The 22,550-nt window shown below is 58.3% G+C and carries 22 protein-coding genes; 15 read left to right on the top strand and 7 right to left on the bottom strand.

The annotated features are described in order from the left end of the window. Nucleotides 1-56 precede the first annotated feature (56 nt). Together L2D14_07240 and L2D14_07235 are read left to right on the top strand one after the other, a co-directional pair. Entirely contained in the window at nucleotides 57-788 is a 732-nt protein-coding gene (locus L2D14_07240) for a hypothetical protein (GenBank protein ID WNK01215.1), read from the top strand. Nucleotides 789-928: 140 nt separating this feature from the next. Then, the gene (locus L2D14_07235; protein ID WNK01214.1) at nucleotides 929-1,687 is read left to right on the top strand and encodes a DsbA family protein; all 759 of its coding nucleotides are present in this window, start codon (nucleotides 929-931) and stop codon (nucleotides 1,685-1,687) included. Nucleotides 1,688-1,705: 18 nt separating this feature from the next. On the opposite strand, the gene L2D14_07230 is transcribed toward L2D14_07235, so the two are convergent. Together L2D14_07230 and L2D14_07225 are read right to left on the bottom strand one after the other, a co-directional pair. After that, nucleotides 1,706-2,473, bottom strand: a complete 768-nt coding sequence (locus L2D14_07230) for a PDZ domain-containing protein (protein ID WNK01213.1) — start codon at nucleotides 2,471-2,473, stop codon at nucleotides 1,706-1,708. Between the two features lie 95 nt (nucleotides 2,474-2,568). Continuing rightward, complete coding sequence (locus L2D14_07225) at nucleotides 2,569-3,384, bottom strand: DUF1849 family protein (protein WNK01212.1); 816 nt, start codon at nucleotides 3,382-3,384, stop codon at nucleotides 2,569-2,571. Between the two features lie 165 nt (nucleotides 3,385-3,549). On the opposite strand from L2D14_07225, the gene wecB reads away from it, so the two are divergent. Together wecB and wecC are read left to right on the top strand one after the other, a co-directional pair. Further along, on the top strand, nucleotides 3,550-4,668 hold the full coding sequence (wecB, locus tag L2D14_07220; GenBank protein ID WNK01211.1) for a UDP-N-acetylglucosamine 2-epimerase (non-hydrolyzing): 1,119 nt from the start codon (nucleotides 3,550-3,552) through the stop codon (nucleotides 4,666-4,668). Further along, nucleotides 4,658-5,911, top strand: a complete 1,254-nt coding sequence (gene wecC / locus L2D14_07215) for a UDP-N-acetyl-D-mannosamine dehydrogenase (GenBank protein ID WNK01210.1) — start codon at nucleotides 4,658-4,660, stop codon at nucleotides 5,909-5,911. Before wecB ends, wecC begins: the two co-directional genes overlap by 11 nt. A 5-nt stretch (nucleotides 5,912-5,916) precedes the next feature. Here the strand turns inward: wecC and L2D14_07210 are convergent, their stop codons facing one another. Further along, entirely contained in the window at nucleotides 5,917-6,447 is a 531-nt protein-coding gene (locus L2D14_07210; protein WNK01209.1) for a response regulator, read from the bottom strand. Nucleotides 6,448-6,609: 162 nt separating this feature from the next. Here L2D14_07210 and L2D14_07205 point away from each other — a divergent pair, with 162 nt between their 5' ends. Both L2D14_07205 and L2D14_07200 read left to right on the top strand, forming a co-directional pair. After that, entirely contained in the window at nucleotides 6,610-7,239 is a 630-nt protein-coding gene (locus L2D14_07205; protein WNK01208.1) for a glutathione binding-like protein, read from the top strand. Nucleotides 7,240-7,266: 27 nt separating this feature from the next. Next, nucleotides 7,267-7,821 carry a YbaK/EbsC family protein gene (locus tag L2D14_07200; protein ID WNK01207.1) on the top strand — a complete coding sequence of 185 codons (555 nt, stop codon included), beginning with the start codon at nucleotides 7,267-7,269 and terminating at the stop codon, nucleotides 7,819-7,821. A gap of 23 nt (nucleotides 7,822-7,844) precedes the next feature. On the opposite strand, the gene L2D14_07195 is transcribed toward L2D14_07200, so the two are convergent. Beyond that, nucleotides 7,845-9,674 carry a sulfotransferase gene (locus L2D14_07195; protein ID WNK01206.1) on the bottom strand — a complete coding sequence of 610 codons (1,830 nt, stop codon included), beginning with the start codon at nucleotides 9,672-9,674 and terminating at the stop codon, nucleotides 7,845-7,847. Between the two features lie 201 nt (nucleotides 9,675-9,875). Beyond that, entirely contained in the window at nucleotides 9,876-10,412 is a 537-nt protein-coding gene (locus L2D14_07190; GenBank protein ID WNK01205.1) for a hypothetical protein, read from the bottom strand. A gap of 313 nt (nucleotides 10,413-10,725) precedes the next feature. On the opposite strand from L2D14_07190, the gene L2D14_07185 reads away from it, so the two are divergent. From L2D14_07185 to L2D14_07170, 4 genes are all read left to right on the top strand, one after another. Continuing rightward, entirely contained in the window at nucleotides 10,726-11,823 is a 1,098-nt protein-coding gene (locus tag L2D14_07185) for a TRAP transporter substrate-binding protein (protein WNK01204.1), read from the top strand. A 133-nt stretch (nucleotides 11,824-11,956) separates the two neighbouring features. After that, nucleotides 11,957-13,018 (top strand): TRAP transporter small permease subunit, encoded by a 1,062-nt coding sequence (locus L2D14_07180; GenBank protein ID WNK01203.1) that lies wholly within the window; start codon nucleotides 11,957-11,959, stop codon nucleotides 13,016-13,018. Nucleotides 13,019-13,039: 21 nt separating this feature from the next. Beyond that, nucleotides 13,040-15,703 (top strand): TRAP transporter large permease subunit, encoded by a 2,664-nt coding sequence (locus L2D14_07175; GenBank protein ID WNK01202.1) that lies wholly within the window; start codon nucleotides 13,040-13,042, stop codon nucleotides 15,701-15,703. Between the two features lie 68 nt (nucleotides 15,704-15,771). Further along, nucleotides 15,772-16,626: a DMT family transporter gene (locus L2D14_07170; protein ID WNK01201.1), complete on the top strand. Its 855-nt coding sequence runs from the start codon at nucleotides 15,772-15,774 to the stop codon at nucleotides 16,624-16,626. Here L2D14_07170 and L2D14_07165 read toward each other — a convergent pair. Further along, the gene (locus L2D14_07165; protein ID WNK01200.1) at nucleotides 16,620-17,366 is read right to left on the bottom strand and encodes an AraC family transcriptional regulator; all 747 of its coding nucleotides are present in this window, start codon (nucleotides 17,364-17,366) and stop codon (nucleotides 16,620-16,622) included. The two genes, L2D14_07170 and L2D14_07165, sit on opposite strands and share 7 nt — an antisense overlap. 101 nt (nucleotides 17,367-17,467) lie before the next feature. Here L2D14_07165 and L2D14_07160 point away from each other — a divergent pair, with 101 nt between their 5' ends. Further along, nucleotides 17,468-18,004 carry a peroxiredoxin-like family protein gene (locus L2D14_07160; protein ID WNK01199.1) on the top strand — a complete coding sequence of 179 codons (537 nt, stop codon included), beginning with the start codon at nucleotides 17,468-17,470 and terminating at the stop codon, nucleotides 18,002-18,004. 273 nt (nucleotides 18,005-18,277) lie between these two features. Further along, nucleotides 18,278-18,649 carry a response regulator gene (locus tag L2D14_07155; protein ID WNK01198.1) on the top strand — a complete coding sequence of 124 codons (372 nt, stop codon included), beginning with the start codon at nucleotides 18,278-18,280 and terminating at the stop codon, nucleotides 18,647-18,649. Here L2D14_07155 and ppk2 read toward each other — a convergent pair. After that, nucleotides 18,646-19,461: a polyphosphate kinase 2 gene (gene ppk2 / locus L2D14_07150; protein WNK01197.1), complete on the bottom strand. Its 816-nt coding sequence runs from the start codon at nucleotides 19,459-19,461 to the stop codon at nucleotides 18,646-18,648. The two genes, L2D14_07155 and ppk2, sit on opposite strands and share 4 nt — an antisense overlap. An 84-nt stretch (nucleotides 19,462-19,545) precedes the next feature. Between ppk2 and L2D14_07145 the strand changes: the two genes are divergently transcribed. The 3 genes from L2D14_07145 (at nucleotide 19,546) to L2D14_07135 (ending at nucleotide 22,538) form a co-directional block, all read left to right on the top strand. Then, nucleotides 19,546-20,157 carry a molybdopterin-dependent oxidoreductase gene (locus L2D14_07145; GenBank protein WNK01196.1) on the top strand — a complete coding sequence of 204 codons (612 nt, stop codon included), beginning with the start codon at nucleotides 19,546-19,548 and terminating at the stop codon, nucleotides 20,155-20,157. A 29-nt stretch (nucleotides 20,158-20,186) separates the two neighbouring features. Then, nucleotides 20,187-21,563 (top strand): HAMP domain-containing sensor histidine kinase, encoded by a 1,377-nt coding sequence (locus L2D14_07140; GenBank protein ID WNK01195.1) that lies wholly within the window; start codon nucleotides 20,187-20,189, stop codon nucleotides 21,561-21,563. A gap of 180 nt (nucleotides 21,564-21,743) precedes the next feature. Continuing rightward, a complete protein-coding gene (locus tag L2D14_07135; protein ID WNK01194.1) occupies nucleotides 21,744-22,538 on the top strand; it encodes a phosphosulfolactate synthase in 795 nt (264 codons plus the stop codon). The last annotated feature ends 12 nt before the right edge of the window (nucleotides 22,539-22,550 follow it).

The raw sequence follows: 22,550 nt of genomic DNA, 5'->3' as shown, positions 1-22,550 counted from the left end.
TGAAAGCCCGCGCCGGCGGTCGCCGGGCCACGCCGGTTCACACGTGGCGATCCTTTATGCTTGTTTTGTTGCTGGTGATATTGTCCGCCGCCGGCTGCACACCGCCCCGCGACGCCGTGCCACTCGGCGGCACGTTGAGCGTCCTTGGCCCGGATCAGCGCTTTATCGAAGCCGTCAGCCAGGGCGAAATCCCGCCCGGCTGGGAAATATCCGGCGAAATGCCGCCGGGCGCGCTGGCCATTCATCAGATCGATCGCTTCCGCGCCCTCGGCGTCAAACCCGCCAGCACGCCGTTTGCCTTACTGCGCCATACCAACGCCTCGTTGCTGGCGACACCGTATCTGAGCTGGGCATGGCACATGCAGCCCCCCGGGCATATCGCAGGGGGGAGCGCACACCCGGTGCGCATCATTGTCGGCCTCGTCGGTCCCGGTAAGAAAGCCGGCAAATCATGGTGGTCCTTCGGCGGCGACGGCAAGGTGACGCGCATTATCCAGATGGTCTGGAACGGAACCGCGCTCGGGCGCGGCAGCGTCGTCGGCCCAAGGATCGACGAGGACCGTCCGGAAAGTGCGCGTTATATCGCTCGCGGCGGCCCTGAGCAGGCCAACCGCTGGTGGGTCGATACCGTCGATCTGTCGCTCATCCACCGCCAGGTGTGGCCCGAAGACGACCCCGCGAAGATGGACATCCGCTATATCGGTGTCGCCGTGCAGGCGGCGGCGAAAAGCCGCGGCGGGCAGTTGCCGGGGGAAATGAACATCGCCGCAATCCGCCTGACGCGCTGAGTCCCGGGGCCCTGACGGCCTGATGGGCCAGCAATGCGTCACAACACCGTGAACATCCACTGTAGCCGAGCACAATGGCTTGCCCTCAACGCCCTGCTCGCCCATCATCGGGCGTTCTCAAACAGTGGATGGATGTACCTATGTTCCGACGACTTGCCTTAGCTTTCTGCGTTCCGGCCGTGCTTGCGGCACTTGTACTTTCGGCGCCGGTTCTGGCCGAAGACAAGGCATTTTCCGACCTGCAGAAATCGGAAATAAACAAGCTCATCCACGACTACATCATGAAGAACCCGCAGGTCATCCTGGATTCCGTGCGCATGCATCAGGAAGCCCAGGCGGAAGCGGAAAAGGTCGCCCAGCAGAAACGCCTTATCGATATGCGCGAACAGCTCGAGAATGCGAAACACTCGCCGGTCGGCGGCAATGCCAAGGGCGATGTCACCGTCGTCGAGTTTTTCGATTACCGTTGCGGTTACTGCAAGCGGGTCCACGATACCGTCATGGATACCGTCGGCAGCGACGGCAACGTGCGCCTGGTGTACAAGGAATTTCCAATCCTCGGACCGGAATCCCTGATCGCGTCGCGTGCCGCGCTCGGCGTGTTTTTAAACATCCGCGAAAAATACGTCCCCTTCAACGATGCGCTGATGCGCGCCAAGGGCGGTCTGAACGAAGAAAAGATCCTCGATATCGCCGGCTCCATCGGGCTCGACAAGGATGCCGTCAAAAAGCACATGTCCGATCCGCGCATCGACACCGAACTGCGCCACAACATGGCACTGGCGGAAGCCCTCGGCATCAACGGCACACCGGCCTTCGTCGTCAACAACACGTTGGTGCCGGGCGCACTGGACCGCGATACGCTGCAAAGATTGATCAAGGACGCCCGCGGCGGCTGAGGCTTACAGCCCGGCGGCCTATTTCTGACCCGGAAGCTTCAAAAGCGGCGGTAAAGCATTTTCCTTCGGCTGCACGATCGGCTGCAGGATATACTTGTAGCCGTCCGCCCGCTCGACCAGCAGCAGCAGGGCTGGCCTGCCGTCTTCCTTTGCCTTGGCATAAGCTTGCAGAAACTGCTGCGGCTCCCAGACCGGTTTTTGATTGATCTGCGTGACCACATCGCCGCGCCGGAGCGACGTAACGCCGGCGAACATGTCATTGAAGACCGAGACGACGATCCCCGTCGAGCCCCAGCGGACCCCCATGTGGCTGCGCAATTTCGGGGTCAGCGCGGCGAAGGTGACGCCAAGGTCCGGCTGCGCCGCGAACGCTGATTGGGTGATTTCCCAACCGTCAGGCCATCCCGCCACATCCATCTTGAGGTTGATCTTCTTGCCGAGGCGGTAAACTTCGACATCGATTTTGTCGCCGGGCTTCAGGCTGCCCGCAACCTGCACCAGCCGTTCGAAGGTGTCGATCGCGGTTCCGTGCATGGTCATGATGATGTCGCCGCGCGCGATGCCGGCATTGGACGCGGGGCCGTCGACGCTGATGTCGCGCACCAGAACACCATTGGCGATGTCGATGCCCAGTGCGGCGGCAATTTTCGGTGAATTGCCCTGCACCTGCATGCCGAGAAAGCCACGCTCGGCACTGAACGCGCGCTCGCTCACGAAAAAGAAAATGACGACGCTCAGCGCAAAGAAAACCCCGCAGGCACGACGGTTCGTTGCTGTTTCAGTCATGGACGTCGCCTCCCTTGTCGCCTCCCACGGTGAAAATCACCATATATAATCTAACGATTCCAATGATTTGCCACAACAAAGATATGCCAACATGGTTAACTGCAGCGTTCGTTCTTGGCCGGCAATACATCTTGCAAAATCTGGTCGACAACCAGATCGTCGAAGATCAGTTCGAAGTGCGTGATGATGCCGTTTTCCAAAAGCCTGAGAGATACCTCGAATTCAGGCACGGCAACCTGGGTGCCGGTCTTGAAAAAAGCCAGACGCACCTGCCATGCCTTCTTGTCCAGCAGCGTCTCGTCACCGGATATTCCCTTGCCGCCGATGTTGTCGGGCAGGATGAAGGCCGAGACTTTCTTCGCCCCTTCGTCATCGGTGCCGTCAAAAGCATACGTCTCGCCGGTGCGCTTGTTCGATGCCGCCAGTTCCAATAGCCAGCGCGTCGTGGCGATATAAAACCGCGTTCCATTGGGCAGCGGCATTTCAAATGGCTGCGGCGTTACGAACTCTGCTTCGACACTGCCGTCTTTTTTGTAGCGTGCGGTTCCTGAAAACTTTTCCGGCACGCCATTGGTAACGCTATGGCTTTCGAAGACATAATTGCGTCCGTTCAGGCTTTCCCGTGCCTTGAAGTTCATTTCCCGCTGTATCTCGCCGCCGGCGACCGTCAGCATGGTCATCACGGTCTGTTCGTTGATGACCCACCCCTCGCAGGTGCGCTCGATCAGCGACACCGCCGCCCCCGAGGCGCCGTTGAAGCGTGACGCCGGGCTGCTTGACGACAACGACATTTTGTATATCGCCTGATGCGGCGTAATGTTGGCCTGGACCGGCACGGCAACGGCAAGCCATATGAATGTGCACGCACCAAGAAAAGCAATGCGGGCTGTCAGGCATGTATGCCGTTTCATGAAATTCTCCGCCATGTGTTTGGACCTGTAGAAGCTTATGAAAAGCGTTGAAACTGTTAAAGGCAAACTTGCCATCAACCGGGCCAGGATATATCCAAAGGCGCTTGAATGGCCGATCGTCCGGCCAATGCAAATTGAAAACCTGCGTAACCTGAAAGGTTAACCGTGCACGTCCTGTCCATATTCGGCACACGACCCGAGGCAATCAAGATGGCGCCGGTGCTACATGCGCTCAAGGATGCCGGGGCAGAAAGCCGCGTCTGCGTCAGTGCGCAACATCGCGGCATGCTCGATCAGGTGTTGGCGCTCTTCGATGTCCAGCCGGATTTCGACCTTGATCTGATGCGCCCGAACCAGACCCTGGAAGGCCTGACGGCGGCTGTCATTGAAGGGGTAAGCCGCGTTCTCGACGAATCCAGGCCCGACATGGTGCTGGTGCACGGCGATACCACGACGACCTTCTGCGCTGCGCTGGCGGCATTCTATAAACGCATTCCGGTCGGCCACGTCGAAGCCGGTTTACGGACCGGCGATATTTATGCGCCGTTCCCCGAAGAAGTGAACCGGCGGCTGACCGACGGCATTTCGAGCCTGCATTTCGCCCCGACTGAAAACGCCAGGAACAACCTGCTGGGCGAAGGTATCGACAACGCAGGGATACACGTCACCGGAAACACCGTCATCGATGCGCTGTTCATGATCCGCGATCGCCTGAGCACCGATACGGCCCTTGGGGAATCGATCGCCAGCGCCCTGCCTTTTCCGACACCGGGCCGGCGCATGGTCCTGGTGACCGGCCACCGGCGCGAAAATTTCGGCGATGGCTTCAAAAACATCTGCCTGGCCCTTGGCGAACTGGCCGGCCGCGGCGACGTCGACATCGTTTACCCCGTGCACCTGAACCCGAACGTGCAGCAACCGGTCAACGATATTCTCGGCGGCATGGACAATGTGCACCTTCTTGAGCCCGTCGATTATCCGAAGTTCGTCTATCTGATGAGCAAGGCGCACATGGTGATTACGGATTCTGGCGGCATTCAGGAAGAAGCCCCGTCGCTGGGCAAGCCGGTGCTGGTCATGCGCGATGTCACCGAACGCCCGGAAGCCGTCGACGCCGGCACCGTGAAGCTGGTCGGCACGGACCGTGCGAAAATCGTCGCCGAAGCAAGCGCGTTGTTGGATAGCGGCACGGCCTATGAGAATATGAGCCGGGCGCACAATCCCTATGGCGACGGCAAGGCTGCCCGGCGCATCGCGACGGAGGTTCTCGGTTATGGCGGTTGAACATGTCTGTGTCATCGGGCTCGGCTATGTCGGCTTGCCGACCGCCGCCGTGCTGGCGAGCCGGGGCATTCGCGTCACCGGCGTCGACGTCAATCCGAAAACCGTCGGCAGCATCAACGCCGGCAAGCCGCACATCATCGAACCGGACCTCGACATGGTGGTGCACGGCGCCGTCTCGAAGGGGCAACTGACGGCGCGCACCGAACCGGTCGAAGCCGATGCCTTTATCATCGCCGTCCCGACCCCGTTCGCCGACGGCCATAAACCCGACCTCAGCTATCTGCAGAGCGCAACCGAAGCCATCGCGCCTGGGCTTAAAAAGGATGACCTCGTGGTCGTCGAGTCCACGGTGCCGGTCGGCGCCACGCTTCAGGTCCGCAATTGGCTGGCGGGGCTGCGTAGCGATCTGAGCTTTCCCGATCCGGACCGTCCGGACGACGCCCACGATGTCTGCATCGCGCATAGCCCCGAACGCGTGCTGCCCGGGCGTGTGCTACTGGAGCTTGTCCGCAATGACCGTGTCATCGGCGGCCTTGGACACGATTGCGCGGCATGCACCAAGGCGCTCTATAGCATTGCCGTCGAAGGAGAAATGCATCTGACGACGGCGGCGACGGCGGAACTGGTCAAGCTGTCCGAAAACGCCTACCGCGACGTCAATATTGCCTTCGCCAATGAACTGGCCAATGTCGCCGGTCCGCTGGGGATCAATGTCCGCGAAGTGGTGAAGCTCGCCAACTATCATCCGCGCGTCAACATCCTCAATCCCGGCCCCGGTGTCGGCGGGCACTGCATTGCCGTCGATCCGTGGTTCATCGCGTCGACGGCGCCGGACCGCACACCGCTGATCCAGACGGCGCGGCGCGTCAACGATGCCCGCCCTGCCGCCATCGCCGAACAGATATCGGCGCTCGCGTCCGTACAGGGCGGCGCGACGATTGCCTGCTTCGGTCTGAGCTACAAAGCGGATATCGACGATCTGCGCGAAAGTCCGTCGATCCACGTGGTCGAGGAACTGCGCAAACGGCTGGCAAACCCGATCCTGGTCATCGAGCCGCACATCGAGGCGCTGCCCGAAAGCCTGGCGGGCCTGCCGGCGGTCAGTATCTCAAGCATCGAAGCCGCATTGAAAACGGCCGCCTGTCTGGTCCTGTTGACGGATCACAGGGCGTTTTCGGCTGTCCGGGATGAAGATCTGAGCGGCAAGGATGTCATCGACACCCGTGGCTTCTGGGTGTCCTGACCCTGTTAGTGCGCGGCGGTTGGATTTTCTTCGCTGCCGTCGCCCGTCGCCGGTTTGCGGCGCTCCCCACCCGTGTACTCAGGATCATGACGGCGGCGGCGGTCAGGGCCGAAGTAGGTCGGCGTGCGAATATACTGCCGCGGATTGTCAAGAATGACCTTGATGCGCTGATAGATTTTCCGTGCCGATACAGGCTTGGCGAGGAACTCGTTCACCCCGGCGTCGCGTGCCGTCACGACCCGGCTGACCTCGGTATGGCCGGTCAGCATGATGATCGGGACATACGCATTCGGGCTGTCATCGCTGGTGCGGATCATCTTGGTGAACTCGATACCGTCCATCGGCTGCATGTTCCAGTCGCAGATCACGATGTCGGCGTCGAAGTTACTCAGGGTCTTGAGCGCGGATTCGCCTTCTTCCGCTTCCATGATGTCGCGCACACCGAGCGATTTCAGAATCATCCGCACCAGAAACCGCATGTGGCGGTTATCATCGACGACAAGAACATTCAGCCGCTCAATATTGTACTCGGTCATAAAATCAGACAGTCATATGTCAAAGGCGTACGCAGTAAATATTAGCAATATGCGGTTAAGTATTGCCGCACAGAACTCTGCGTCAAGAGCGCGGGTCTTGCACGCCATTGTTATTCACTTATGCTTCGCTGACGTTACTTTCGCGGCAGGAGAAAAATAAAAATGATACAACTTTATACATGGGGAACGCCGAACGGACGCAAAGTGTCGATCATGCTTGAGGAACTGGGCCTCGAATATCAGGCGCATCAGGTCAATATCGGCAAGGGCGAACAGTTCAACCCCGACTTCCTGGCCATCGCCCCCAACAACCGGATTCCCGCCATCGTCGACGAGGACGGTCCCGGCGGCGAGCCGCTGAGCTTGTTCGAGACCGGCGCCATCATGGTTTATCTGGCGGAGAAAACCGGCTCCGATCTGTATCCGAGCGACCCGGTCAAGCGCGCCAAGGTCATGCAGTGGCTGATGTGGCAGATGGGCGGTCTTGGCCCGATGGTCGGACAGGCCCACCACTTCCTGTTCAACCCGAAGGAAGTCGTCCCATATGGTCAGAAGCGTTATCACGACGAGACCCTACGCCTTTACGGCGTGATGGACCGCCAGCTCGCGAACAACGAATATATCGCCGGCAATGAATATTCGATCGCCGATATTGCCTGCTATCCATGGATTTCGCGGTTCGAGCGTCATCAGGTCGACCTCAACGATTTTCCCAACGTCAAACGCTGGTTCGATCAGTTGTCAGCTCGCCCGGCGGTCGAACGCGGTATGGCGGTGCCGTTCGTGAATTGAGCAAAGCGACAGAAAGGCGATACCGATATGAGCAATCTCGACCGTCCGGCTGTTAAACGGGTCCGCGATGCCCTGCTTGATGCCGGGCTTGCGGATACAGTGGTCGAACTGTCCGATACCGCTCGCACCGCCGAAGACGCCGCCGCCGCCGTCGGCTGCGAATTGGGCGCCATCGTCAAATCGCTGGCGTTCAGCGTCGGCAACCGCTTCGTCATGGCGCTGGTCGCCGGCGATCACAGCTGTATCGAGGATAATCTTCCAACCGCGTTCAAGCTCAGAGGCGCGGTGCGCCGGCCGCAGGCTTCCGAGGTCAAAGGCGTCACCGGCTTCACCATCGGCGGCGTCGCACCGGTCGGCCTGTCGCACCCGCTGCCGCTGGTCATCGATGCATCGCTGAAGCGTTTCGAGACGGTGTATGCCGCCGCCGGGCATCCGCACTGCGTGTTCGCGGTCTCGTTCAACGATCTGGCGCGCATCACCGGCGGCGTGATTTCATACACCATCGCCCGCCCGAACGAGGGCGTTGCCCCTTATGCCCCGCGCCTCAAACGGTCCAAGACGTTTCAAAAGGACGCAGGCTGAACAACCAGCGCGGCTTCCGCCGCCTATTTATGCAATTCGGCAATCATTCCGCGCAGATGATCCTCATATGACCGCCACAGCTCGACGGAAGTCCGAAAGATCGGTACTCGGACCTGGGCGAAGCTGGCAGTTTTGACCGCGCGTTTGTTCTTGTTAAAAGCAATGCAGGCGTCGTCCCACTCAAGACCGCAGAAATCGAGGAGCTTTTCCGTCGCAGCACGCTGATTTTCGACGACGTACTCATACTCGTTTTCCATAATGGACCCAGGCCACAACCGTTCCCAATGTGCCATCAGTTCATCGTGCAGCTTGTAAAACCTGGCAACTTCGATCTGGTCATAGGCGTACTGCAATGCGCCTGACGAGAAGTGCATTTTGTAAATCGACAGGCAGTTATCGATCGGGTTGCGGCGGCAAAAGACGACTTTCGCATTTGGGAACATCAACCGGATCATTCCAATGTTTTCAAAATTGTGCGGCATCTTGTCCGTAATGTAGCGGGCATCGGCAGAATGGCTGCGCAGTACGTCAAGATATTCCTGCGCTGCTTCGGTGATCTTTTCGGCCGTAATCGGGTGGTTTGCACCGTCCGGCATATTGCCGGCCGCCCCCCCAAAGTGCTTGTTGACGATCTTGCCTAAGTTGTCGAGTTCACCGGCGCCATGAACATCGGGATGCGACGAGAGGATTTGTTCGATGAGTGTCGTGCCGGAACGCGGCATGCCGACGATGAATATCGGCGTCGGATCTTTCAGTCCGCTTCCATGCAACCGCTCGAAGAGCGGCTCGGTAAATCTGGACATTATGCCCTGGAAGTTTTTTTCGCTTGTCTCGATATCGTATTCAAAGGTTCCGCGTTTGAGCCGGTTGGCTGTTTCGAGACTGCAAAAGGCGTCGTCATAAGCGCCAATATCCTCGTACGCCTTGGCCAGGCTGAACGACAGATGCATACGCTGTGCCGGTGTGCTTTCACGCCGGTCCACCAGCCTTTCCATCGCCTCGATATCTTCATCTCGTTCGCTAAACTTCTTGCTGCGGGCGATGTGCCATCGTGGCTCGGCAAAATCCGGATGGATCGAAATTGCCTGCCGGTATTTCTCAACCGCTTCGTCCAGCCTGCCGAGCATATCGAGAGCATTGCCCCAAGTGTTGTAAACGACAGGGTAACGTGGATTGATTTCGACTGCTTTTTGGCACGCCGAAATGGCTTCCTCGGGCCGTACTTGATCGCACAGAGCCACCGCGAGATTGTTTAGAACCTCAAAGGCCCTGGGCTCAATGGACAAAGACTGCCTGTAAGCCACCTCGGCCGCAGCATGGTCGCCTGTGCCGGCAAGAGCATTCCCATAATTGTTGAATGACTCGAAAGACGCAGCGTTGAGTTCAATCGATTTGCGGCAGCACGCGACCGCGCCGGCGGCGTCCCCGGCATCCAGTTTTACTGTCCCCATATTACGCCATGCGTCATCATTATCGGGATTCGCAGCAACGGCCTTTTCAAGCAAGGCCAGAGCCGACTTAAAATCACCGCGCTGGTAGCTAACCATGCCCAGCAAATGCAAAGCATCAGCCTGGTTCGGGTAATCGTCGAGGATTTGTTCGTAAAGGTTGCCAGCCTGCTCCAGGTTTTTCGCCTGATGGTAACGAACAGCAAGGTCCAGGGCACGCGCCACATCCGTCTTGGACGCATTAGTTACAGATAAGCCTTCTACGTCCCGGCGCAGTCCTTCGGGACGCTTTTTATTGTTGTTCTTTGCTTTTGCCCAACGTTTACGCTTGACCAACTGCTGTCCTATAATAAATAGCGCAGAAAACCAAACTGCAAAAAGCGGCCCCAAAACGGGAACCGGCATTTACAGGCACCAAATACGTAGAACAATGTATCTGGATTTTCCGAAGCCGAAGGGCGGCTAGCGCAAATCCATATAGCATTTCATTAAAGCTATATGAGGTAAGTTATTTTTGATATCGATAAGATATTATCGATATCAAAAAATATGTTGCTACCCAAACTAAAACCGCGCGTCTACCGGCCTTCAGCTTGTGGACTTATTTCATATCTTGAAAACCGGCTTGCCTTCCGGCAGGAACATTTCCGATGGTTCGCACAGCATATACGCGCTCAACACGTGCGTTATGGTGCCGTTCTTTTCAAGCGGCAGATCGACCCCGCAAACATAATAGAATTTACGCCCTTGCGGCGACAGGGAGCCCATCACGAACCCGATCAACCGCTCACGTACCAGGCGTTCGAGATAGCCGCGTTCATAATTTTCCCAGACATCGTGAACCGCCGGAATATCGGTGATGAACTTATTGGTGTAATCGGCCCCCCACCAATTGGTGATGATGGTCCCCCAAAGCACCCAGCGCAGATTAAACGGCTCGTGGTGCAACTCGGCCAACGAGATTTTTCCCCACCAGTCCTGGAAATCCATCAGGTCGAAATCGGACCACGCGGGGAACACCCCCGGTGCGGGGCTTTTTTCACGCCACACCTCAACGAATGAGGCAAGAGGGCCAAAATCGCAACCAGGCTTGTCGGCAGGATAGGCACGATACGTCCACGGCCCTGATCTCTTGATCTTCATTCTGAAACTGCTTTCGAATAATACAGAACGACGACGCCCGCTTTATACTCAAGCCTACATTCCTATGCACGAATATGTCAGTCTAACCATATCGAATAACACTTCAGACGAGTTTTTTGGCCGTTTTTGCTTCAAAGCCCGTCCTTCATCTATGCATTTTGGTAAAGAAAGTTGTGCCTGAAACAGAGGATTTTCCTTGATCTCGCTGAAATTGACAGCATCCTATTGTTTCGAAAATGACTGTAGCCTCAAAAAGCTAGAGTCATGCGTGAATAGCTACAGTCTTTCAAGAAAGAGTACAGGGAGATACATAATGAAAAGACGTGATTTTCTGAAAAAATCCGCCGTCGCGGGTGCCGGTGCAGCAGCCGTCGCTTCGACTTTCTCGACACCGGCCATTTCTCAGGGCCTCAAGAAGATGGTCGTCGTCTCGACGTGGCCACGTGACTTCCCGGGTCTGGGGACCGGCGCACAGCGTGTTGCACAGCGCATCAACGACGCCACCGACGGCCGTATCAGCGTTGAATACTTCGCCGCCGGCGAACGTGTCGGTGCCTTCGACTCCTTCGATGAAGTCGCATCGGGCAATGCCCAGGCTTATCACGCCGCCGATTACTACTGGAAAGGCAAGCACCCGGCCTGGGCATACTTCACGGCCGTTCCGTTCGGCTTCACCTATACCGAAATGAACGCATGGATCCGCTTTGGTGGCGGTCAGGCACTGTGGGACGAACTGGCAGGCGAATTCGGTCTCAAGTGCGTCATGTCAGGATCGACCGGTTGCCAGATGGGTGGTTGGTTCCGCAAGGAAATCAACACCGCTGACGACCTCAAAGGTCTGAAAATGCGTATTCCGGGCCTCGGCGGCGACGTCATGGCCAAACTCGGCGCCTCGCCGGTTTCGATCCCGGGCGGTCAGATTTACGAAAACCTCGTTTCCGGCGCCATCGATGCGACCGAATGGGTTGGCCCGTGGAACGACAGCTTCATGAAGTTCTATGAAGCCGCCAAGTACTACTACTATCCGGGCATGCACGAGCCGGGTTCGATGCTTGCTCTCGGCATGAACAAGAAGTTCTGGGACGGCCTGTCCAAGAACGATCAGGTCATTATCGAGTCCGCTGCCGGTCTCGAAAACGACATGATGATGGCCGAGTTCAACATGAAGTCCGGTGCGGCGCTGACCAAGCTCGTCAAGGAACAGGGCGTGCAGTTGCGTCAGTTCTCCGACGAAATCTACGACAGCTTCGGCGAAGCCGCCGAGGACGTATTCGCCGGTGTGCGTGCGCACTCCGACCTCGCGAAACGCGTCGACGCCAGCTTTGTTGCTGCGCGGAAGGATCTGTCCGGTTGGACGAAGATTTCCGACCAAGCCTATCTGGCACAGCGGAACCGGGTGCTCGGCGCCTGATTTCGTTGCGTTAAACGACACTGTGATGTGCGGGGCAATTGCCCCGCACATCTGGTTCGTTGGGAGGATGTTTGCCCTTCAAGATACAGAAAAAAGTATCGCGGGGCAGTAACGACTGGCTTCTGGGGGACAGATGTCACACGGGACGCAGGTAAGCGGAAGCAATAGCGCTGAGATACAGGTTAACGCCGAATCGCACGGATTGATCGTCACCGCCACGCGCATCTTCGCACTGGTGATTGCGATATGGGCTTTAATCTTTATCGCCAACAATATTCTGAATTTCTGGTTCGACTGGCCCAGCACGCTCGTCATTTATGGCAGCATGGGCCTGTTCGGCAACACAGCCCCCGCCGACGGCATCGACCCGCGCGCATGGCTGCAGCTCATGAGCTATGCGGGATCGCTGTTGCTGATTGCGTTCTTCGTGCTGAAAAGCTCTACCCGGACGCTACACGCGGATTCCGAGATGCTCGGCGGAATCGCCGGATACATCATACGTGCCGCTTTCTGGTCGGTGCTGCTGATCGGCATCGTCGACGGGTTCATTTCATTTCTCAGGGTCGAGGGCTTTATCGGCAACGTGCTCGGTGAACAGCTGGCCGAGGATCTCGGCAGGTCGAGCTATCGCGGCCAGATGGTTCACTACCCGATCATGGTCTTGTCGCTGATTATCGCAAAATTCAACCGCAACCTGGGCTTTCACTGGCTGGCTGTGCTGATCGTCGCCGCAGAGCTGCTGATCGTTATCGCCAGATTCGTGTTTTCCTATGAGCAGGCCTTCATGGCCGACCTTGTCCGGTTCTGGTATGGCGCGCTGTTCCTGTTCGCCAGCCCGTACACGCTGATCAAGGAAGGCCACGTCCGGGTCGATATCCTCTACACCGGGTTTTCACGTCAGGGTAAAGCGCTTGCCAACACAATCGGCTGTATATTCCTCGGCATGCCTCTGTGCTGGGTGATCCTGACCATGGGCATGTGGGGCAAGGCCAACACCATCAATGGCCCGCTTCTTTCATTCGAGGTCACGCAAAGCGGCTACGGGCTTTACATCAAGTACCTGTTGGCCGGCTTCCTGCTGATCTTTGCACTCTCCATGCTGGTGCAGTTCATGAGTTATCTGCTCAGCAACGTTGCCACACTGCTGCACGAACCGGGTCACGAACAGGACCTGGAAGAGCACGCAGCGATATAGAAACAAGGCGGATTACCCGGCATGGAACTGCTCTTTCTCTTAATTCTGATCATCATCATGATCTCGGCGCTCGGTTCGGGCTTCCCCGTGGCGTTCGCGCTGCCCGGATCGGCGATCGTCACCATCTCGCTCGCGGCGGCCTCAGGCTATCTTTTTGAAGGCAACGTCGCCGCGTATTTCGCGCACGGCGACCCGGGCCAATGGCTGACCGCCGGCGTCACCAACTTCAGGGGCATTTACTGGGAACCTGAACGCGACACGCTGATCGCCATTCCGCTGTTCATCTTCATGGGCATCATGCTCGAACGCTCGAAGATCGCCGAAGACCTGCTCGTCACCATGGGCCAGTTGTTCGGCCCGATCCCGGGCGGCATCGGCATTTCGGTGGTCATCGTCGGCGCCCTGCTGGCGGCAACCACCGGTATTGTCGGCGCGACCGTCGTCGCCATGGGCCTGATCTCGCTGCCGGTCATGCTGCGCGCCAATTACAGCCACGCACTGGCAACCGGTACCATTGCCGCGTCGGGGACCCTGGGTCAGATCATTCCGCCGTCGATCGTGCTCATCATTCTTGCCGACCAGTTGTCGAACGCCACCGATCAGGCACTGGCGATACGTACCGCCGACTACAAGGCCGGCACCGGGCAGTTCACCCTGCCGTCCGAATTCGGCATTACCTCGACCAGCGCCGGCGACATGTTCCTGGGCGCGTTTCTGCCGGGGCTCGTCCTTGTCGGACTTTATATTGTCTACATCCTCGTGATTGCCTTCTTCCGGCCGAAAATGGCGCCGCCGGCGCCGCACCTGGGCGAATACAACCGCCAGTTCTGGGTCAAAGTGGCGCTGGTTCTGGTGCCGCCGCTGGCGCTGATTTTCGCCGTGCTGGGTTCGATCATCATGGGGATCGCCACCGTCAACCAGGCCGGCGCCATCGGTGCCGCCGGTGCGTTGATCATGGCCGGATACCGGTTGTGCGAAGGCCGCAAGGACCAGTACCTGCCGGCGATGCTGGCCATCGTTTCGTTCTGCGTCCTGATATTTGCCGTCAACTCTTATGACATCAACGTCAAGAACATCCAGACCAGCGAAGACGTTCTGGCCATCTGGATCGCCAGTATCGGCGCGCTCGGCATGACCGGCTCGATCGTCTGGAGCGCCGTCCGTGTTAACAAGATCGACAGCACCCTGACCGGTGTGATGATCGAAACCGCGAAAACGACGTCCCTGGTGTTCATCATTCTGCTGGGCGCCGCGATGCTGACGGCATCGTTCCGCGCCTTCGGCGGCGAGGAAATCGTCAAGGATTTCCTGTCCGGCCTGCCGGGCGGCTTCGTTACCAAGTTCGTTGTCGTCATGACGGTGATTTTCGTGCTCGGTTTCTTCCTCGACTTCATTGAAATCGCTGTCGTCGTGGTGCCGATCATCGCGCCGCTTCTGCTTGCCGACCCGACCGCCAACGTAACCGCGGTGTGGCTCGGGGTCATGATCGGCGTCAACATGCAGACCTCGTTCCTGACACCGCCGTTCGGGTTTGCGCTTTTCTATCTGCGTGGCGTCGCACCGGTTCAGGTGCGCACCATTTCCATGTACAAGGGCGTGATACCGTTCATTCTGCTGCAGCTTATGGGCCTCGCCATCGTCGGCTTCTATCCGCCGCTGGTGAACTATCTGCCGTCGCGTATCTACCTGACATCGGAAACCGCACCGCCACCGGCCAACCCGCGTCTTCAGGCATGTCTGCAGGATTACCTGTTCCCGGTCTATGACGCGCGCAAGGACGAGCTGATGGCGTCCATCAACGAGGCCCGCAACATGAACATGTCGGCCCTGCCCGACAATCTGAAGACCTCGCTGGTCAGTTCCATCGATGCGGCGGCGGCGACATTCGACCACATTGCCAAGGTTCGCGCCGCAGAACAGGCACGCCTTGATTTCGTACCGCAGTACCTGCCGCAACATGCCGAGGCCCGCGCGATCCGCGTCGAGCTTGAGGCGCACGTGCGCGACATCAAAAAAGTACAGGATGAAATCGACGAGCTACGATTCGTTGAAAATGCCGATCCGCAGGATACCGAAGACCTGAAAGCCGAGATGGAAATTCTCGTTCGCGAAAAGGAAGAGCTTGAGGGTCAGACCCCTGTGGGTTGGAAAGATGCTCGCAAAAAATACCAGGACCTTGAGAAAGCGGCCAAAACCGCCGAGCGTATGTATCAGCGCAATGTCGACACTGCCTACGAGCAGTTACCGAAAATCCGCGAGATCATCGTGAGCGTCGACCAACTGATTCCGCTCAGGGACGAAATCGCTGCGCTTAGCGGCGTCATCACCGGCAATCCGCCTGAGAAAGCCATGGACATGATCGAGATCGTGGAAAAGAAAATCGGCAATGTGCCGGGTGCCAGCAAGGTGAAATCCCCTGTTTCCAAAGCCCGGCGCAAGCTGCGCGGCGACACCCCGGATCCGCAGGCTGCCCTCAAGGAACTTGAGAAGGCCCTGCCCGCTTTCGACAATGAAGTCGCCTGGCGTCAGCAGGCCAAGTCAGACATGCTCGACGACCTGCAGAAATACGATGCCGCCATTGCCAATACCATCGGCGTGCGTCTGCAAGACCGCCTGAGCCCTGAGCAGGCCAAGGATATTGCGTCCTGCCTGTCCGTCCACCGGGATATTTCCCTGAGTTTCTGATCCGCAACGCTCCCTGCCGAGAATAAGCGGCCGGCGGGGTGCGTTGCCGCCTTGCCGTGGGGGACCACATGAGCGGTATCGTCATTGCAGCACTTTGGATGGTGGGGGCGCTTTTCTCGTTCCTGTCGATGGCGATCGCCGGGCGCGAACTGTCGGCGGAACTGAACACCTTCCAGATCCTGTTCTTTCGCAGCCTCATCGGGCTTGCGATCATCTCTCTGCTGCTCTGGCGCTTCGGATGGCATCAGGCCAAAACCCGGGATTGGCGGCTGCATCTGATCCGCAACACAGCGCACTATGTCGGGCAGTTCGGATGGTTCTTTGCGATTTCCGTCATTCCGCTGGCGCAGGTCTTCGCCATTGAATTCACGATTCCGATCTGGACCGCCGTACTGGCGCCGTTCCTGCTGTCGGAACGGCTGACGCCGGTGCGTCTCGTGGTCATCGCGATCGGCTTCGCCGGCATCCTGATCATCCTCCGCCCCGGCATGGTGCCGCTCGAAATCGGTGCCGCCAGCGCCCTGATGGCGGCCATCGGCTATGCCCTGTCGCATACTCTGACCAAGAAGATCACCCGTACCGACACGCCGCTGGCGGTGATCTTCTATATGACCGTCATGCAGTTGCCGATGGGCGCGGTGCCGTCGTTCCTCGATTGGACCACCCCCAGCATGAGCATGCTGCCCTGGCTGCTTATCGTCGGTGCAACGGCGCTCAGTGCGCACTACTGCATGGCGCGCGCCTTTGCCCATGCCGATGCCATGGTCGTCGTGCCGATGGATTTTCTGCGTTTGCCGCTGGTGGCGATGCTGGGGCTGGTGTTCTACGGCGAAGCGCTGGATCCCTGGGTGCTCGCCGGGGCCGCGGTCATTTTCATGGCTATTTTCATTAATATCGCCGCGGAGCGCCGTGCCGCTCAGTGAACGCGGGCGGCGCGCTTTAGGTCGGACGGGCTGATCCCGTACTGGCGTTGAAAAGCCCGGGTCAGCGCCTCGGGACTGGTATAACCGTAGCGTCTTGCCACCGCCTGCACCTGCACACCCCGGTCCAGATCCTGACGCGCCAGCGTCATGCGCCAGTGCCGCAGGTAGGATTGCGGTGTGCGGTCGACCAGTTCACGAAAGACATCGCAGAACCGGCTCAGTGACATGCCGGCGATGGCTGCCAGGTCGTCATTGCGCCAGGCATTGCCCGGGTTGTCATGCATGGCAACAATGGCGCGGCTGATCTTCGGGTTGGCGAGACCGGCGATCAGGCCCGGCTCCGTCGTGCCGCGTTCGATCTGGGCGCGCAGAATGCGGATCACCAGGACCTCGGCGAGGCGGCTCAATGCCGAACCGGAACCGCACCTGGCGGCGGCGGCCTCGGCCAGAAACACCTGCAGCAACGGCACCGTGTCCGCATCTTCGACGGGCAATGCCAACGTCGACGGCAAGGCCGCGAGCAACGGATTGTCGGCCCCGCCCCAGTCCACAACGGCTTCCAGAAGGACCTTTTCGCCGACCGGCTGGGCAACAGCGCGGCCCGTCGGCGAGAACACGACACGGGTCGGTGTGCCGTCGCTTTCGCTGCCAAGCACGCGCATGTTCCCCTCGCCGGGGGCACACAGCTCGACATGCAGGGTAAATCGCTGAATCAGGGCCGAAAGGCGGTCAAATCGCATATACAGTTGTCCTGGTCAGATATTTAATAATTTTCAGATTATATATCCTGATATTGTCTTCGACAAACAGACATACATAGATCTACATACAGGAGTTAAACATGCTGATCCCCCGCCAACCCGTCCCTGCCCTGGCCTTGCAGACCCTCGACCACGGCAAGTTCGATGTCCTGAACGACGGTTCGGAAAGAGGCACGGTCGTCTGCTTCTATCGCGGCCTGCACTGCCCGATCTGCGCGAATTACCTGATCGAGCTTGAAAAGCGCACCCCCGATTTTGCCGCGCGTGGCGTCAAGACCATCGCCGTCAGTTCCGACGACGAAGATCGCACCCGTGCCATGCAGACAAAAGTCGGCGCCGAGGCGCTGCGTTTCGGTTATGGCCTGACGCTCGCCAATGCAAGGGAATGGGGGCTATATATTTCCACCAGCCGCGGCAAGACCTCGATCGGCATCGAGGAACCGGCGTTATTCTCGGAACCCGGCCTGTTCATGGTGCAGCCGGACGGCACGCTATACTATGGTTCCGTGCAGACCATGCCGTTCGTGCGTCCGCACTTTTCGGAACTGGTCTCGGCCCTCGATTTCGCCATCGAAAAGAACTATCCGGCACGTGGCGAATACACCGGCGCGGTGTAATACGGCGCACGGCCAGGCGGCCTGATCATAAAACATCCTTGCATTGCCCCGATGGCGAAGAATCTGACGATTCATCGCCTGACGGGGATAATTTTCTGTCGAATTACCGCCTTGTGATTCCAATCACAGCATTGCCCCCCATTTCAACTTACACATTGCGAAATAGGTTGGTCGATGAACCTACCTTTTTATGTGAGTTGCGAATTTGATCGCGACGCACGTTGGCATCCCTGCCTGCGGGCGTTTTATGGGATTGTGGGACGAAGAATGCTTATGCCGAATGTACTGCTGATCGACGACGATGCCTTTGCCCGCAACGCCGTTCGCGCCATGCTCGAAAATCTGGCGTGCGATGTCACCGAAGCGGAAGACGGGGCCGTTGCTTCGACGGTGATGGAATCGAAGGATTTCGATCTGATCGTCACCGACATCTTCATGCCCAACCAGGACGGGATCGAAACGATCCGCAAAATCCGCCGCGCCCGTAACGATGTCTGCATTCTCGCAATCTCGAGCGAAGGTCTCGATGGCAAGGTCAATTATCTGAAAATGGCGGAGCGCATCGGTGCCGACTACACCCTCGCAAAGCCACTGCATTCGGAACAGCTCGCCGGCATTCTGCAAAGCATCAAGGAAGCCGTTTAACCGTCACGATCGTATCTGAGCGGGACAATCCGTTGCATCTCGATCGGCGGGCGCTGCGGGTCGGTGTGCTTCGGCCTTTTGCCGAGCGGCGGCGGTTCCGGAATCACGTCGACGTAATCGAACTGCGACAGTAAATGTGAAATACAGTTCAGGCGGGCGCTCTTTTTATGATCGGACGGCACCACCCACCAGGGACTTTCATCGACGTCCGTATGTTCGAACATGATATCCTTTGCGATCGAATATTCGCCCCACATCGTGCGCGCCTTGAGGTCCATGGGGCTTAGCTTCCAGAACTTCGTCGGATCCTTGCGCCGCGCCTGAAAGCGGCTCTCCTGTTCTTCGGCCGAAACCGAGAACCAGTACTTGATGAGCTTGATTCCGGAGCGCATCAGCATGCTTTCGAATTGCGGGGTTTCACGAAGAAATTCCCAATATTCCTCATCGGAACAGAACCCCATGACCCGCTCGACACCGGCCCGGTTATACCATGAGCGGTCGAACAGGACGACTTCGCCCGCCGCCGGCAGGCACGCCACATAACGCTGGAAATACCATTCGCTGCGCTCGCGTTCGGTCGGCCTGCCCAGCGCCTCGATCCGGACAATCCGGGGATTGGTCAGTTCGGTGATGCGTTTGATCGTGCCGCCCTTGCCGGCGCCGTCCCTGCCCTCGAACAGGACAGCAACCTTCAGGCCTTCATGCCTGACCCATTCCTGCAACTTGATCAGTTCAACCTGAAGACGGCGAAGCTCCTTGTAATACTTTTTTCCCGATAGCTTGACCGGGGCGTCCTGTTTTACGGGTGGCATCCGACATCTCCTTTTCCCTGCTCAATGGTGCGCCAGCAAGGCGTCTTTGATCAAGGCTGCTGGCAAACGGGCCGTCGAACGAATATGCTTGGCGATGAACTGAAATGCGCCTTGCGCTGGCAAAGAGACGCTGAGCAGCGTAATAATCAGGGACGAACGTTTCCGACAAGAGGCCACATGTCGCGCTTGAAAAAATTTGTTAGCGTATTTCTTATTGCTCTCAGCGCCGCCTTCATGCTGCCGGATGCAAAGGCCGCCACACTGCCACAGCCGACCGGAAAGGTGCTCCTGACCGTAAGCGGTGCCATTACGCAGCACAACACCGGCGACGAAGCCGCTTTCGATCGCGCGATGCTGCAATCGCTCGGCATGCACAAGCTGCGCACCACCAACCCGTTCGAGACCGGCATCCATGAATTCGAAGGCGTTTTGCTGCGCGATGTGCTGGACAAAGTCGGCGCGACGGGCAGCAAACTGATCGCCTTTGCGCTGGACGGATACGCCGTCGAAATCCCTGCCAGCGACGCCCGGGAATACGAAGTGCTTCTGGCTCTCGTCTGGAACGGCAAACAGATGACCGTGCGCAACAAGGGGCCTATTTGGGTGATTTATCCTCTTGACCGGTACGATGAACTGAAGGACGAAAAATATAGCGCCCGCAGCATCTGGCAACTGGGCCGGCTGGTCGTTCAATAGCATTCATTCAGGAATTCAGGATCACCGGCTTGGCGCAACACAGGATCAAACGACGGCTTCGGGTTATATTCAGTCTTCTGGCCTTCGTGTTTCTGACCCTCAGTGTGGCATCGGGGGTCGGTGCATTGTCGGCATTGCGCCAGCTTTCCGATACCAATTACGACAACAGCGGGATCGCGGCCGTGCAGCTCAGGCTGCACTACAGTCTGCTGTTGTCGGAACTGCGCGGCCTCGAGCTGGAAAGCCCGGATGCCGCCGTTGACGAGGCGCTGCTGCAGTTCGATATCCTTTACGACCGCCTGAAAAGCCTGCCGAAACGCCCGCCCTACAATGTCACCCTGCTCCCTGAAGACCTGCGGGGGCTGGACCGCATTTTCGAAGCCATCGACGCCGAAACCCCACTGTTCGACGCGGCGGCGAGCGAAGGCGCGCATGTCTTGCAGGGCACGGCGGACAGGCTCGGCAGGCTGCGCGATCAGGTAAACCGGCTGGCCGGTCATATCATTCAGAACATGTGGGGCTACCGTGACGGACGGCGCAGCGACATCACCCAGGCCACATGGTTGCTGATCGTGTCGACCGGCGGTCTTGTCATGGCTGGCAGCATCTTTGCCTTACTGCTGTGGCGCAGCCAGAAACGATTGATGCGGCAAAACCAGGAACTGGAAAACATCACCGAAGAGCTGTCCCTCGCCAACAGGACAAAATCGGAATTCCTGGCTTCGGTCAGCCACGAACTGCGCACGCCGCTGAATGCCATCATCGGCTTTTCGGACCTGATCATCCACGAGACATTCGGCCAGATCGGCGACAAGAAGTACCTGGAATATTCCAGCGACATCAAACATTCCGGCACCCACCTTCTCAATCTGATCAACGATATCCTCGATCTGTCGAAGATCGAAGCCGGCGAATTCAGTGTCGAACAATCCCACATCAACCTGCGAAGCGCGATCACCGACGCGGTGCGCATCGTGGATCCGGCGGGCATCCGGGGGGACCATGCCCGCATCGCCGTGAAAATTCCAAAGGAACTGAAGGAGCTATACGCCGACCCGCGCGCGCTGCGCCAGATTATGATCAACCTTATTTCGAACGCGCTTAAATATTCCGCCGACGATACGACGATCACCGTGGATGCGGAACAAAACGCCGACGGCGGCATTCATATCCGCGTATCGGATCAGGGCATCGGCATCCCCGCGGCGGATATGGAACTGGTACTTGAGCCGTTCGGCCAGTCGCGTCAGAACAGCGGCCTTACCCACGAGGGAACCGGCCTCGGGCTTGCCCTGTCGAAGCAGCTCATGGAGCTGAGCGGCGGCAGGCTGGAACTGGAAAGCCGTCTCGGCGTCGGCACCATCGTGCACCTGCATTTTCCGAAACCGCCGGCCGCGGAGAAGTGAAGCGTTCAGGCCTGATCGCGGCTTTCTGATAAGCGGCCAGATCATCAAGGGCCGGTGGCGCATGAATGCTTTCCCCCTGCAACACGAGATGGAACAATCACGTCACCGCCCCGATCTATGTCTCTCACAGGGTTGCGGTGCCTTACCTTGGTTCGAAAACAATTGGCGATGAGGAAACAAATGACCACAAACGTGCCGTTCTCCATGGTGCCCCTGCCCCAGGCGCGCTCCAAGAAGCCGCGCAAGACCGGCCTGACCATGATGATGGATTGGGGCCTGCCGCTTCATCAGGCGAGCGATTACATGGGGCTGCTGGCCCCTTATGTCGATCTGGTGAAAATCGTTGTCGGGACGGCGCGTCTCTATCCCGAAGACTATTTGATCAAGAAGCTGACCATGTACAGGGACGCAGGGGTCATGACTTTCCTTGGCGGGCAGTTTTCCGAGTATGTCTATGCCACACAGGGCTGGGACGCCATGCCGGGTTTCTTTGCCGAAGCCAACCGGCTCGGTTTCGATGCCCTTGAGGTTTCCGACAACTGCATCCCGCTCAACGATCAGGAGCGCACAAGGATGATCCGCCTTGCGATTGGCGAAGGACTGGAAGTGCATGGCGAAGTCGGCTCCAAGGTCGTCAATCAGTCCCCTGAGGATCTGATCGATCAGACGAAGGTCTGTTTCGACGCCGGCTGCCATATCGTGCTCGTCGAAGGCGCCGAACTGGTCACCGGGGGCAAGGTCAACGAAAGCATGATGACGGCGCTGAAAAGCGGTCTGGACCTGGAACATACGCTTCTGGAACTGACCGGTCCCTGGATCAAGGATGTGACGCCCAACGATGTTTTCGAACTGAAGAAGTTTCTGGTGCACGAATTCGGCCCGGATGTGAACCTGGCCAACGTCATGCCCGCAGACGTCATCGAAACGGAAGCGTTCCGTTGCGGTTTGTCCGTCGAAGGGCCGGCGGTCGCCTGATCCCTTGCAGCC

This window comes from Thalassospiraceae bacterium LMO-JJ14 (assembly GCA_021555105.2).
Lineage (GTDB): Bacteria > Pseudomonadota > Alphaproteobacteria > Rhodospirillales > Casp-alpha2 > UBA4479.
Note: the sequence above shows the minus strand (reverse complement) of the source record. Positions and strands in the feature narration are given on the sequence as shown.

Coding starts and splice junctions, on each gene's coding strand:
- L2D14_07175 (WNK01202.1), top strand. CDS start 13,040: ATGGAACTGCTCTTTCTCTTAATTCTGATCATCATCATGATCTCGGCG.
- L2D14_07135 (WNK01194.1), top strand. CDS start 21,744: ATGACCACAAACGTGCCGTTCTCCATGGTGCCCCTGCCCCAGGCGCGC.
- L2D14_07170 (WNK01201.1), top strand. CDS start 15,772: ATGAGCGGTATCGTCATTGCAGCACTTTGGATGGTGGGGGCGCTTTTC.
- L2D14_07160 (WNK01199.1), top strand. CDS start 17,468: ATGCTGATCCCCCGCCAACCCGTCCCTGCCCTGGCCTTGCAGACCCTC.
- L2D14_07155 (WNK01198.1), top strand. CDS start 18,278: ATGCCGAATGTACTGCTGATCGACGACGATGCCTTTGCCCGCAACGCC.
- ppk2 (WNK01197.1), bottom strand. CDS start 19,461: ATGCCACCCGTAAAACAGGACGCCCCGGTCAAGCTATCGGGAAAAAAG.
- L2D14_07240 (WNK01215.1), top strand. CDS start 57: ATGCTTGTTTTGTTGCTGGTGATATTGTCCGCCGCCGGCTGCACACCG.
- L2D14_07195 (WNK01206.1), bottom strand. CDS start 9,674: ATGCCGGTTCCCGTTTTGGGGCCGCTTTTTGCAGTTTGGTTTTCTGCG.
- L2D14_07200 (WNK01207.1), top strand. CDS start 7,267: ATGAGCAATCTCGACCGTCCGGCTGTTAAACGGGTCCGCGATGCCCTG.
- L2D14_07205 (WNK01208.1), top strand. CDS start 6,610: ATGATACAACTTTATACATGGGGAACGCCGAACGGACGCAAAGTGTCG.
- L2D14_07230 (WNK01213.1), bottom strand. CDS start 2,473: ATGACTGAAACAGCAACGAACCGTCGTGCCTGCGGGGTTTTCTTTGCG.
- L2D14_07165 (WNK01200.1), bottom strand. CDS start 17,366: ATGCGATTTGACCGCCTTTCGGCCCTGATTCAGCGATTTACCCTGCAT.
- L2D14_07145 (WNK01196.1), top strand. CDS start 19,546: ATGCTTGGCGATGAACTGAAATGCGCCTTGCGCTGGCAAAGAGACGCT.
- L2D14_07185 (WNK01204.1), top strand. CDS start 10,726: ATGAAAAGACGTGATTTTCTGAAAAAATCCGCCGTCGCGGGTGCCGGT.
- L2D14_07190 (WNK01205.1), bottom strand. CDS start 10,412: ATGAAGATCAAGAGATCAGGGCCGTGGACGTATCGTGCCTATCCTGCC.
- L2D14_07235 (WNK01214.1), top strand. CDS start 929: ATGTTCCGACGACTTGCCTTAGCTTTCTGCGTTCCGGCCGTGCTTGCG.
- L2D14_07180 (WNK01203.1), top strand. CDS start 11,957: ATGTCACACGGGACGCAGGTAAGCGGAAGCAATAGCGCTGAGATACAG.
- L2D14_07225 (WNK01212.1), bottom strand. CDS start 3,384: ATGAAACGGCATACATGCCTGACAGCCCGCATTGCTTTTCTTGGTGCG.
- L2D14_07210 (WNK01209.1), bottom strand. CDS start 6,447: ATGACCGAGTACAATATTGAGCGGCTGAATGTTCTTGTCGTCGATGAT.
- wecC (WNK01210.1), top strand. CDS start 4,658: ATGGCGGTTGAACATGTCTGTGTCATCGGGCTCGGCTATGTCGGCTTG.